The sequence below is a fragment of the Brevundimonas sp. genome (genome assembly GCF_018608325.1).
Taxonomy (GTDB): Bacteria; Pseudomonadota; Alphaproteobacteria; order Caulobacterales; family Caulobacteraceae; genus Brevundimonas.
In genome coordinates, this window is record NZ_JABAZW010000114.1 from 9,518 (window position 1) to 21,329 (window position 11,812).

Here is an 11,812-nt window from a genome sequence, read left to right on the forward strand (position 1 = left end):
TGGGAACGATAAGTTCGCCCTCAAGCAGCGAGCCGCCGCGCGGCGAGCGATAGGGAAAGAAAGCCCGCCCCCTTGAGCATGGCCGCAACCTCGCCCATCTAGCGCGACACGCCGTCGCGATGGTTGCGCCGGAGAGGGGCTATACTGCATGTCCGACAACGCGCCGCTGACCCGGGACGTCCTCATCGAGGCTATGTCCAAGGGCGCCAAGCCCAAGGATCAATGGCGCATCGGCGCCGAGCACGAGAAGTTCGGCTTTGACAAGACCACACTGGCGCGTCCCGCCTATGAGGGCGAGGGCGGCATCAAGGCTCTGCTGGAGGGCCTGCAGCGTTTCGGCTGGGCGCCGGTCGAGGAGAACGGCTTCCTGATCGGGCTGGAGCGCAAGAACACCGAGGGCTTCACCGCCTCGGTCAGCCTGGAGCCAGGCGGCCAACTGGAGCTGTCGGGCGCGCCGCTTCTGACCATCCACGACATCTGCAACGAGACCGGCCAGCACCTGATGGAGGTCAAGCAGGTGGCCGACCAGATCGGCGTGGGCTTCCTGGGAGCCGGGTTCGACCCGCTGTGGACCCGTGAGCAGGTCCCGGTCATGCCCAAGGGCCGCTATGACATCATGCGCGCCTATATGCCCAAGGTCGGGTCGCTGGGCCTGGACATGATGCTGCGCACCTGCACCATCCAGGCGAACCTCGATTTCGACAGCGAAGCCGACATGGTGCTGAAGTTCCGCACCTCGCTGGCGCTGCAGCCCATCGCCACGGCCCTGTTCGCCTGCTCGCCCTTCACCGAGGGACGGCCCAACGGCTTCCTGTCCGCCCGCGCCAACGTCTGGACCGACACCGACGCCGACCGCACGGGGATGCTGGGCTTTGTGTACGAAGACGGCTTCGGCTTTGAACGCTATGCCGACTATGCGCTGGACACGCCGATGTATTTCGCCAAGCGGGGCGGCCATTACGTCGACGCCTCGGGCCAGTCGTTCCGTGACTTCCAGGCGGGCAAACTGCCTGCCCTGCCCGGCGAATATCCGACCCTCAAGGACTGGAACGACCATCTGACCACCCTCTTCCCCGAGGTGCGGCTAAAATCCTATCTGGAGATGCGCGGCGCCGACGGCGGCCCCTGGAGCCGCATCTGCGCCCTGCCCGCCCTGTGGGCCGGGGTGCTGTATGACGCGCCGTCGCTGGCCGCCGCCTGGGATCTGGTCAAGGACTGGGACATCGCCGACCACGAACGCCTGCGCCGCGACGTGACCCGTCTGGGCCTGAAGGCCGAGGTTGCGGGCCGCAGCGTGCGCGACATCGCCGTCGATCTGGTCAACATCGCCAAACAAGGCCTGAAGAACCGCGCCAAATTCTCGGGCGGCATGGTGGACGAGCGCGGCTATCTGTCGGAACTGGAAGACATCGCCGACAGCGGCGTCACCCCGGCTGAGCGGCTGCTGGACCTGTACCACGGCGTCTGGCAGGGCGATGTGAAGCGCATCTACGCTGATTTCGCCTACTGAAATACGGCCTTAACCTGAGACGGCTTAGGTAGATCCCAGTTCGGGGATTTACAGTCATGGCCTGCTTGCTGATCGAAACGCCGACCGCGCCAGACCTCGTTCCCAGCGTCGATCTGAACACCTTCTTCGACGTGTCACTGGACCTGTTGGTGGTGCGTGAGCTGGAGGGGACTGTGGTGAAGGCCAGCAGTTCCTGGCTGGCGATGCTGGGTTATCGTCCCGACGAGATCGAGGGACGGGGCCTGATGCGCCTGGTTCATCACGAAGATCGGCTCTCTACGCTGCATAGCGTAACCGAGGTCGAAAACCGCCGCCCCGGCGATCCGGTTCTGGGGCAGGTCAACCGCTACCGCCACAAGTCCGGCCACTATGTCTCGCTGGAATGGCGGGCGCAGCGACTGGGCGACCGCATCTATGGCGTGGCCCGCGACGTGACGGACAAGGTCGCCGCCGAGCGCGCCCTGAGGGCCGCCAAGACCGCCGCCGAGGTGGCCAGCCGCGCCAAGTCCGACTTCCTGGCCAATATGAGCCATGAGATCCGTACGCCGCTGAATGGCGTGATCGGCATTCTGGACGCGCTGAAACAGACGCCCCTGTCCCCCGCCCAGTCCGAAATGGTCGATCTGATCACGGCGTCGGGCGTCACCCTGGAACGGCTGGTGTCCGATATTCTTGATGTCTCCAAGATCGAGGCCGGACAACTGGCCATCGAGACCTGTCCTTTCGACCTCGACGACGCGCTCGGTTCACCGCTGGAGGTCATGCGGCTGCGGGCCGAGGATAAGGGCGTCGCCTTCAACATCGAACGCGCCGCCGATGCGCGCGGCGTCTTCGTCGGCGACAGCACCCGCATCCGTCAGGTCGTGACCAACCTTCTGTCCAACGCCGTCAAGTTCACCCGCGAGGGCGCCGTCACCGCGCGCATCCTGCTGACGCCCGAACAGCACGGCCAGACATGGTTGGACCTTGAGATCGAAGACACCGGCATCGGCTTCGATTTCGACCACGCCGCCCGGCTGTTCAGCCGGTTCAGCCAGGCCGACACCTCCATCACCCGACGCTTCGGCGGCACGGGTCTGGGCCTGTCGATCTGTCATTCGCTGATTGAGATGATGGGCGGAACCATAGAGGCCGTCTCGACGCCCGGCGTCGGCAGCCGGTTCAGCGTGCGCCTGCCGCTGACGCGGGCCGCGTCACTGGCGGACTATGATGCGCAGCGCCGTTCCGTCTCGCCGCTTGATGTCCTGTCGCGACGTCCGCTCAGGGTGCTGCTGGCCGAGGACCACCCGATCAACCAGCGCGTCGTGCAGTTGATCCTGGCCGATCCGTCTGTCGAACTGATCATCGTCGATGACGGGGCGCAGGCCGTCGTCGCCTTCGAGAACGCGCCCTTTGACGTGGTGCTGATGGACATGCAAATGCCGGGAATGGACGGACTGACGGCGACGCGCGCCATCCGTCAGGTCGAGGCCGTGCGGGCCGCCAACGCCCACACCCCCATCGTCATGCTCAGCGCCAATGCGATGGCCGAGCACCGCGCCCAGGCCCTGGACGCCGGGGCCGACATTCACGTTCCCAAGCCCATCACCGCCGCCAGCCTGATGGCCGGCATCCATTCGGTTCTGGCGGCCTGACGCCGCGCGGGATCAGGGAACCGTATAGTCGGTGCAGTCCGGCAGGGGGCGATCCGGCTGATAGACGCCGGTAGCGGCGTCGAAGGTGAAGCGCCGCTCGAAACTGCACGTCGGATCGCGCGCGGCGACCAGATCAGCGGCGGTCAGGGACGGGTTCTCCAGCGAGTCCTTGGACCGCGACACGCCGCGCGGAAAGGCGGTCGCCGTCGTCGCATAGCTCAGGGTCGGCATGACGCCAGACCCGGCGTTCGGCGCCGCCGTCAGCTTGCCCTCGAAACTGTATTCGTCGTGACAGGCCCCGGCCCGCTGCTCCATGTCCTTTTCACCGAAACAGGCGCGGATCAGCAGCGAGGATAGAACCGGCACAGTCAGGACCGGGCCGCCCATCGCGTCACCCGCCGCATCCAGACGATACAGCTCCACCGTCGACGCCTGCCCGCCGCCGCCGGAATACATGGCGCTGGCGCCCACATCGACGCCCGCCAGAAACCCGCCGTCCGACAACGGCATCAGGCTGTTCCAGGGCTGATAGCTTTCCTGCCCATAGCTCACGGCGCCCGTCGAACCCGACAGATCAGAGCCCCTGGCGCGCACCACGGGCCGCACCACCGTCTCGTCTCCCTGCCCCACTTCCCGCAGCGCCACGCACCAGCGGCCATCGGAGGTGCAGGCGCGGTCGTCGCCAAGTTTCAACGGCTGGAACTGAGCGCCGACGGACGGCGCGGCGGCTTGCAGCAGGGCGGACAAAAGGACGGGCAGAATCATTGCAGCAGCCTAACGGATTTGTGGTGACGAAACGCCGCAGCCGTGGATAAGGCTGCGGTTCGTCATGGGGTAAGCGATAGTGACTGCGTTCGAGTTCTTCTTCAGTTTCTACGGCCTGATCCTGGGCCTGTCGGTCGCAGTCATGGCCACGGGCGCCGCCCGCGCCTTCAAGCATCGCAAGTCCATCCCCATCGGCTGGAAGACCTCGCTGCTGGCGGTGTTCGCGGCGCTGGACATCGTGACCTTCTGGGACTCGGCCTGGGTCAGCTTCAATAACGCCCCCTACAGCTATGGCCTGCTGGTCGCCGGTCTGGTGGTGGCCCTGATCTATTTCATCGCCGCCAGCCTGATCTTCCCCGACGCCGAGGACCGCGTCTCCAGCCTGGACCAGCATTTCTGGGCCAACAAGCGCGCCGTGCTGTTGTTGCTGGTTCTGACCAATCTGCTGATGACCGGTGCGACCATCTGGATGAAATGGGGTCAGGCGGACGCTACGCGGCTGCTTCTCATCTATGGCCAGAACCAGCTTCTTTATCTGGTCCTGATCGTGCCCGCCGCCCTGACGCGCCGCGCCTGGCTGTTCGCCACGACGGTCGGCCTGCACGTCGCCATCTATATCGCCCTGGCCGCCGTGAGCATTGCGGTTCCGCAAAGGATGGCGGCCAACAGCCTGAACCAGGCCACGTCTGCCGCCGCCTCGGCGCCGTCGTCAGCCCCATGATCGCGCTGGGCGGCCATCAGACACCCTCGGCAGGATGGACGACGGCTGACCAGGGTTGGTCCGTCGCATTCCGCGCCGTGCCCCTGTCGATGCGCGCTCTGGTGCTGACGATCATCGCGACCATTGTCGTAGGCGGCGGGTTGCTGACTGCAGTGCTGATCGGTCTGGACACAAGAACAGGCGCAGCCGTTCCGCGCGGCCTGATCATCGGTCTGGGCGGAGTGTTGGGTCTGGGGCTGACCGCCGCCCTGTTCGGCGTCTGGCGGTGGAAGGCGAAGACCTGCCGCATCGCGTTTTCAGCCTCTGACATAAGCATCGAAACCGACGGCAGAACGATCACCGTGCCCGTGGATCAGGTCGAGACCATCATCATTCGCTGCGACAGCGACTATGCCCGTCTTGAGGTCATGCGCGCCGGGGCCAGACCCCTATCCTATTTCGCCGGTCTGTGCCGCCAGCCCGACGCGACGCCCGGACAGGACGCGATCCCCTACCCGCCGCCTGCGGTTCTGGGCTTTTTCAAGCAATTGGGTTTCGGGGTGCGGCTGGCCACCGATCCGCGTGAAGGGCGCATCATCCGTCTGGTTCGCACCAGGCCCTAAAACCGCGAACCGTTCCCTCGCCCGACATCATGCAGTATCGACAGAGGATCGTTCCAGCGGTGATCAAAGAGGCGCGGCCATGTCAGGTTCCATCTATGCAGGCATCGGCGGCTGGACCTTCGAGCCGTGGCGCGGGGTCTTCTATCCCGAGGGTCTGCTCCAGAAACGCGAGCTGGAATACGCGGCGTCGAAACTGACCTCGATCGAGATCAACGGCACCTATTATTCGACCTTCAAGCCTGACAGCTGGCGCAAGTGGCGTGACGAGACGCCCGCCGGTTTCGTGTTCTCAGTCAAGGCCAGCCGCTACTGCACCAATCGCAAGGTGCTGGCGGAGGGCGGCGAAAGCTTTGACAAGTTCCTGTCGCAGGGCCTGACGGAGCTGGGCGACAAGCTGGGGCCGATCAACTGGCAGTTCATGGGCACGAAAAAGTTCGACCCCGTGGATTTCGAAGGCTTCCTGAAACTTCTGCCCAAGGAAAAGGACGGGGTGCGGCTGCGTCACGCGCTGGAGGTCCGCAACCCCACTTTCGCCACTGAACAATTCTATGATCTGGCCCGCCAGTACGGCGCGGCCATCGTCTATGCCGTCGATGACGAAGAGCCGACCTGGCCCCAGATCGACGAGGCGACCGCCGACTTCAGCTACGCCCGCCTGATGTCCAGCCGCGAGGACCAACCCACCGGCATGACCGGCGAGGAACTGGACGCCGTGGCGAAACAGGCAAGAACCTGGGCTGAACGCGGCGACGTCTTCGCCTACTTCATCTCCGGCGCAAAGGTGCGCAACCCGGCGGCGGCGCAGGCGCTGATCGGGAAGTTGAAGTAGGCGGCTGACGTGACGCTGAGTTTAATCGTAAGCAAAGCTGACCATGCTCGAACTGGTGCGGACGGTGCGATCACAATTCAGGCGTAACGCATGACGATATTTTCCGGCATCGCTTTAGTCTCTTTCTTGGCGTCCCAGAGCGCTACGACCATTCCTTCTGAAGCTCTTTGCGAAGTCGCTGAGATAAAAAACCGACGTGAACTGCACTATGCGCTGAGCCGCCGTGCGGTCGATGCCATCAATCTGGCGGCGGCCTCCGATCCGGCCTTGGCAGGATTGATTGCTCCCACTGCGACTTTCTCGCTCGGTTCAGGCGATGTCGGCAGGCCTCTAGGCCTCGGCGCGATCGGCGCGCATCTGCTCACCCGAGAAATGAAAGCCGATACATTCCGCTTTCCAGGATGGGACTACATGCTCTTGCCCATCGACAACCCTTGCGCCGTCCACAAGGTGGACGTGGAGTTTCTGAACACCCCCAAGAAGAACATCTTCCGCGTCACCTTTACCTTTGAGGCAGGTCGTATCGTGGATGCTTCAGGTTGGACACGCTCGTACGAAAGCGGCCCGGTAACACCCGTTCTGGATTAATTTAACGGGACACACGGAACAGCGCTCGCCCGTTGCCGACGGATCGTAAATCAGCACAATGAACCCTTTCCAAGCGGGGCATTTGCAGCACTGATGAAACCAGCTGTGTTGATGGTGGATGTCGATGGCGTCGTGGTCCGTCACCCTGATCCGTCAGGATGGTCCGCCCGGATAGAAGAGGATCTGGGCATTCCGCGTCATGCGCTGCAGGACCGCTTCTTCAAGCCATGCTGGGATGATGTTGTTCATGGTCGTGCGCCTCTTCGTGACAGGTTGGCGCCCGCGCTTGCGGAGATCGCGCCGCACGTCAGTTGCAGTCAGTTGATCGACTACTGGTTTGAAGGCGACGCCCATCTGGATGAGGCCCTGCTGAGCCAGCTCGCGGATGTTCGGGCGTCTGGAACACCGCTGCATCTGGCGGCCGTTCAGGAGCATGAGCGCGCGTCCTACCTCTGGGACACGCTCAGACTTCGCGACCTGTTTGACGGCATCCACTATGCAGCCGAGCTGGGCGTTTCGAAGCCGTCACCGGATTTCTACGCGGCGGTGGAGCAGCGCGTGGCCCTGCCCGCCGCAGCCATCGCCTTCATCGACGACACCGAAAAGAATGTGCAGGCCGCACGCGCACGCGGCTGGAACGCAGCCCTTTGGGCGCCCGGCGCAAAACTCCGCGGCCTCATCCCGGAACTGTACGGCTAGGGTTCATCACTACTCCCGGGCTGAGCAAAGCACGGAACCCGGCGACGGTTCGGGCGCTGATCGGGAAGCTGAAATAGACCGCAGCCCGTCTTGCGGTCGGTCGGGGCGGGTCACATCTCAGGCGCGCTTCCTGCAAAGTCTGAAGGACTTCCCCATGCCGATCGCCACACGCGCCTTCGCCGCGACCGCCGCCGACCAGCCGCTGTCGCCCTACAGCTTCGAGCGGCGCGATCCGGGGCCGGATGATGTGGCCATCGCCATCAAATATGCGGGCGTCTGCCACTCGGACCTGCATGTCGCCAAGAATGATCTGGGCGGCACCCGCTACCCCATCGTGCCGGGTCACGAGATCGCAGGCGTGGTCACGGCGGTCGGCGCCAATGTCACCCGCTTCAAGGAAGGCGACCGCGTCGGCGTGGGCTGCATGGTCGACAGCTGCCGCACCTGCCCGTCCTGCATCGAGGGCGAGGAACAGTACTGCGTTCCCGGCATGACCCAGACCTATGGATCGCCTGACCCCAAGGGCGCCGCCGTCGGCCAGACCATCACCCAGGGCGGCTATTCCGACGCCATCGTGGTGGATCAGAACTATGTGCTGCGCATTCCCGACAGCCTGCCGCTGGACGCCGCCGCCCCCCTGCTGTGCGCGGGCATCACCACCTGGTCGCCGCTGAAGGAATGGAAGGTCGGGCCGGGATCGAAGGTTGCGGTGGTCGGTCTGGGCGGTCTGGGCCACATGGCCGTCAAACTGGCCGCCGCGCTGGGCGCCGAGGTCAGCGTCCTGTCCACCTCGGACCGCAAGAAGGCCGACGCCGAGCGGATGGGCGCCAAACACTTCCTGATCAACTCGGACAAGGCGGCCATGAAGGCGGCGGCCGAGCAGTTCGACCTGATCATCAACACCGTGTCGGCCACCCACGAGATCGCCAGCCATGTTCAACTGCTGGCGCGCGACGGCACCATGGTCATGCTGGGCCTGACGACCGAGGGCCTGCCGGTCTTCGCCAGAGCCCTGCTGTGGCGCCGCCGCCGCATCGCCGGTTCGCTGATCGGCGGCATCCCCGAGACGCAGGAGATGCTGGACTTCTGCGCCGAGCACGGCATCGCCTGCGACATCGAACTGATCGCGCCCGAGCGGATCAACGAGGCCTATGAGCGGATGGAGAAGTCCGACGTCCGCTATCGCTTCGTGCTGGACATGGAAAAACTGGCCGCCTGAGCCTGCGGCGAAAAGCCTCTCTCGACCCAAAGCGCTGCAGGAGCCGGTTTCCGTAACGGAAATCGGTTCTTGCGTGCAACCTGTGCGGCGTTACACCTTTAACCTTGTGATCCCGCACAGACGGGCAACAAGGGACAAGGAACAGACATGGCGCGCGTAGCTTTCGTGACCGGCGGCACCCGGGGCATCGGCAAGGCCATTGTCCAGAGACTGAGCGAGGACGGCATCAGCGTCGCCGCCGGTTACTCCGGCAATGACGAGGCCGCACAGGCCACTGCAAAGGCGCTGGGCGTCACAGTGGTCAAGGGCAATGTCGGCAGTTTCGACGACTGCGCCCGTGCGGTGAAAGAGGTCGAGGACCAGCTCGGCCCCATCGATATTCTGGTCAACAACGCCGGCATCACCCGCGACGGCTTCTTCCACAAGATGAGCCACGACCAGTGGTCCGACGTGATCCGCGTCAATATGGACAGCGTCTTCAACATGACGCGTCAGGTCATCAACGGCATGCGCGACCGGGGCCACGGCCGCATCGTCAACATCTCCTCGATCAACGGCCAGAAGGGCCAGATCGGCCAGACCAACTATTCCGCCGCCAAGGCCGGGATGATCGGCTTCACCAAGGCGCTGGCGCTGGAGAACGCGCGCAAGGGCGTCACCGTAAACTGCATCGCGCCCGGCTATATCGACACCGAAATGGTCGGCGCCATGGACGCCAAGGTTCTGGACGCCATCATCAGCCAGATTCCGGTCGGCCGTCTGGGCAAGGGTGAGGAAATCGCCGACATGGTGTCCTGGCTGGTCGGAGAGCGTGCTGGATATGTCACAGGCTGCACACTCTCGTTGAACGGCGGTCAGTACCTGGTCGGATGAATCACACCTTCGCCTAAAATCCGCCTCGCACGGGTTTCATCCAAAGTCTCATGAAGTTGACGGCGACTGTCAGGGCGAAAAAATCGCCAAGCCTGACGACGATGGGGGCCACCGCCGTCGTCGCCTTGCTGACACTCGCCATCACAATCTATGCGTGCGGCGCAGCGGCGCAGACACGTCGCAGCACGCCAGAGACCGGACGTTATGTCTCTGGCGCCGGGCAGGCCTTTGTTCTGGACAGTTCAGGCCCCCGGCCGCTGCTGCGTTTCGAGCGGTCTGCAGAGGTCTGGGTGCTGCGCCCCACCGCCGCCCCGCGCGGCGACATCATCTATCGCAACGACAACGGCGACCAGATTCTGCGCGTCACCTCCGACGGCGGCATCACCCTGTATTCCACGCGCACGCCCCAGGGGTCGCCCGTCTCGCTGGCGGGCGAGGCGACGCGCCTGGAGACGCCGGACCTGGGCCCGATCCAGTTGTTCAACCTGATGGCCCGCCGCAGCGGACTGGTCAGTGAGGCGCTGGGCCGCCTGATCCAGATCGATCTGGCAGGCAGCCAGTCCGAGGCCCTGTGCGTCGAGGCCCTGATCGTCACCACCGACGCCGTGATCCGCGTGGCCCGCAGCCCCTCGACCCGCGAACAGGTCAGCCGCCTGCGCAAGATCACCATCGCCGAAGGCGACCGCGCCTCGGTGACCTATATGCGTGGCGAGTTGCGGGTCATCGTCGACCCCTCGCGCGGGGTCAGCGGGCGGCCGTCGTCTGCCCTGGTGATCCGCGCCCTGATGCCGAGCTGATCATGCTCTAGAAACTGTCCTTGGCCGCCCGTCGCGCGGCGAAGTCGGCGGCGTCCCTGGCCCGCAGGAACGGATTGAACTTCAGCTCCGCCGCAATCGTCGTCGGCACGGTGGCCTCGCCCCGTTCGCGCGCGGCGAAGATGGTTTCGGCATAGGCCTGCATCTCGGGCCGGTCATCCAGCGTCAGTGTGAAGCGGGCATTGGCCGCCGTATATTCATGGGCGCACCAGATGACGGTCTCTTCAGGCCATGCAGCCAGCGTCTGCAGACTCGACCACATCTGATCGGGCGTACCTTCGAACAGCCGCCCGCAGCCCAGTGCGAAAAGGGTGTCGCCGACGAAGGCTGCACCATCCGCGACCGAACGAAACACCACATGGCCCAGAGTGTGGCCGGGCGTGTCCGTCACCTCAAACCGCGTCTCGCCCAGTTCGACCACATCGCCGCCTGCGACCACGCGGTCCAGCGGCGCAACGCGGCGCACCTCTTGCGGCCCCACGATCTCGCAGCCGGTTTCGGCCTTCAGCCGTTCGTTGCCCTCGGTATGGTCCGGGTGCCAGTGGGTGTTCAGGATCAGATCCAGCCGCCCCCAGCCCAGTTTGCCCAACTCCTCCAGAATCCGTGCGGCGTCCGGCGTATCGACCGTGGCGACCTGACCAGTCGCTTGGTCGCGGATCAAAAAGCCGTAGTTGTCGCTGCGGCACGGGAACAGGTGAACATCCAGGGTCATGCGCGTATTCTAGCAGCCAGCCCCATCCCCGGCCTATAGTGATCCCATGCGGCGCAGCATCGACGAGCTTCGAACCTTCTACGGCGAGCCGACCGGCGCCCTGGTGCGTCGCCTGCTGGCGCGTCGACTGAACGATGCCTGGGGCGAAGCGACCAACAGTGACGTGCTGGGCATCGGCTATGCCACGCCGTGGCTGGATGCATTTGTCGGAGCCCGCCGCGTGGTCGCCGCCATGCCCGGCGGACAGGGCGTCGAACAGTGGCCCACGGTCGGGCGCAACCGCACCCTGCTGGTCGATGACCGCCGCCTGCCCTTCGCCGCCGGATCGTTTGACCGCATCCTGCTGATTCATGCGCTGGAGGAGGCGGATGATCCCGCCGCCCTGCTGACCGAGGCCGTGCGGGCGCTGGCGCCGACGGGGCGGATCATTCTGGTCGCAGCCGCGCGCGGCGGCCTGTGGGCGCGGGCCGAGAACACCCCCTTCGGCCATGGCCGTCCCTTCACCCGTCGTCAGTTGGAGCGGTTAGTGCGCGAGGCGGGACTGGAGCCCGCCGCCTGGTCCCAGACCCTGTATGTGCCGCCGTGGACGCCGCTGCTGTCACTGGCGGACGGATTCGAGCAGGTCGGACGACGTGTCGCGCCGGGCGCGGCGGGCCTGATCCTGCTGGAGGCGTCGCGTCAGACCTATGCCCGCATCCGGCCCAGCGGCCATGCGCAGCGTGTCCGCAACCCGAACCTGACGCCGCAGCCCATCGCCCGCACCCCAGCCCCGGACGCCTGAAACCATCATGGCTGACGCGGAGTTGACCAGAGTGGCGACTGGCGAGCCGAGGCGAACGGCCTTA

At 65.1% G+C, this 11,812-nt stretch carries 13 protein-coding genes; 11 read left to right on the plus strand and 2 right to left on the minus strand.

Going from position 1 to position 11,812, the window contains the following annotated elements; genetic code table 11:
• The first annotated feature begins 148 nt into the window (after nucleotides 1-148).
• Nucleotides 149-1,510 (plus strand): glutamate--cysteine ligase, encoded by a 1,362-nt coding sequence (locus tag QZ281_RS11410; RefSeq protein WP_292228445.1) that lies wholly within the window; start codon nucleotides 149-151, stop codon nucleotides 1,508-1,510.
• 56 nt (nucleotides 1,511-1,566) lie between these two features.
• Nucleotides 1,567-3,144, plus strand: a complete 1,578-nt coding sequence (locus QZ281_RS11415) for an ATP-binding protein (protein WP_292228446.1) — start codon at nucleotides 1,567-1,569, stop codon at nucleotides 3,142-3,144.
• A 12-nt stretch (nucleotides 3,145-3,156) separates the two neighbouring features.
• Here QZ281_RS11415 and QZ281_RS11420 read toward each other — a convergent pair whose 3' ends face one another.
• Nucleotides 3,157-3,909, minus strand: coding sequence for a hypothetical protein (locus QZ281_RS11420; protein WP_292228448.1), 753 nt, complete (start codon nucleotides 3,907-3,909; stop codon nucleotides 3,157-3,159).
• A gap of 79 nt (nucleotides 3,910-3,988) precedes the next feature.
• Here QZ281_RS11420 and QZ281_RS11425 point away from each other — a divergent pair, with 79 nt between their 5' ends.
• The 8 genes from QZ281_RS11425 (at nucleotide 3,989) to QZ281_RS11460 (ending at nucleotide 10,237) form a co-directional block, all read left to right on the plus strand.
• On the plus strand, nucleotides 3,989-4,630 hold the full coding sequence (locus tag QZ281_RS11425; protein WP_292228449.1) for a hypothetical protein: 642 nt from the start codon (nucleotides 3,989-3,991) through the stop codon (nucleotides 4,628-4,630).
• Entirely contained in the window at nucleotides 4,627-5,232 is a 606-nt protein-coding gene (locus QZ281_RS11430; protein WP_292228452.1) for a hypothetical protein, read from the plus strand. The genes QZ281_RS11425 and QZ281_RS11430 overlap by 4 nt, the downstream gene beginning before the upstream one ends.
• Before the next feature lie 79 nt (nucleotides 5,233-5,311).
• The gene (locus tag QZ281_RS11435) at nucleotides 5,312-6,061 is read left to right on the plus strand and encodes a DUF72 domain-containing protein (RefSeq protein ID WP_292228454.1); all 750 of its coding nucleotides are present in this window, start codon (nucleotides 5,312-5,314) and stop codon (nucleotides 6,059-6,061) included.
• A gap of 90 nt (nucleotides 6,062-6,151) precedes the next feature.
• A complete protein-coding gene (locus tag QZ281_RS11440) occupies nucleotides 6,152-6,649 on the plus strand; it encodes a hypothetical protein (protein WP_292228456.1) in 498 nt (165 codons plus the stop codon).
• A 93-nt stretch (nucleotides 6,650-6,742) separates the two neighbouring features.
• On the plus strand, nucleotides 6,743-7,348 hold the full coding sequence (locus QZ281_RS11445) for an HAD-IA family hydrolase (RefSeq protein ID WP_292228457.1): 606 nt from the start codon (nucleotides 6,743-6,745) through the stop codon (nucleotides 7,346-7,348).
• A gap of 154 nt (nucleotides 7,349-7,502) precedes the next feature.
• Nucleotides 7,503-8,567, plus strand: coding sequence for an NAD(P)-dependent alcohol dehydrogenase (locus QZ281_RS11450; RefSeq protein ID WP_292228459.1), 1,065 nt, complete (start codon nucleotides 7,503-7,505; stop codon nucleotides 8,565-8,567).
• Between the two features lie 147 nt (nucleotides 8,568-8,714).
• A complete protein-coding gene (phbB, locus tag QZ281_RS11455) occupies nucleotides 8,715-9,440 on the plus strand; it encodes an acetoacetyl-CoA reductase (RefSeq protein WP_292228461.1) in 726 nt (241 codons plus the stop codon).
• A 101-nt stretch (nucleotides 9,441-9,541) separates the two neighbouring features.
• On the plus strand, nucleotides 9,542-10,237 hold the full coding sequence (locus QZ281_RS11460; RefSeq protein ID WP_292228463.1) for a DUF4908 domain-containing protein: 696 nt from the start codon (nucleotides 9,542-9,544) through the stop codon (nucleotides 10,235-10,237).
• A gap of 7 nt (nucleotides 10,238-10,244) precedes the next feature.
• On the opposite strand, the gene gloB is transcribed toward QZ281_RS11460, so the two are convergent.
• Nucleotides 10,245-10,967, minus strand: a complete 723-nt coding sequence (gene gloB / locus QZ281_RS11465) for a hydroxyacylglutathione hydrolase (RefSeq protein WP_292228466.1) — start codon at nucleotides 10,965-10,967, stop codon at nucleotides 10,245-10,247.
• Between the two features lie 46 nt (nucleotides 10,968-11,013).
• On the opposite strand from gloB, the gene QZ281_RS11470 reads away from it, so the two are divergent.
• Nucleotides 11,014-11,748 carry a methyltransferase domain-containing protein gene (locus QZ281_RS11470; RefSeq protein WP_292228468.1) on the plus strand — a complete coding sequence of 245 codons (735 nt, stop codon included), beginning with the start codon at nucleotides 11,014-11,016 and terminating at the stop codon, nucleotides 11,746-11,748.
• Nucleotides 11,749-11,812 lie beyond the last annotated feature (64 nt).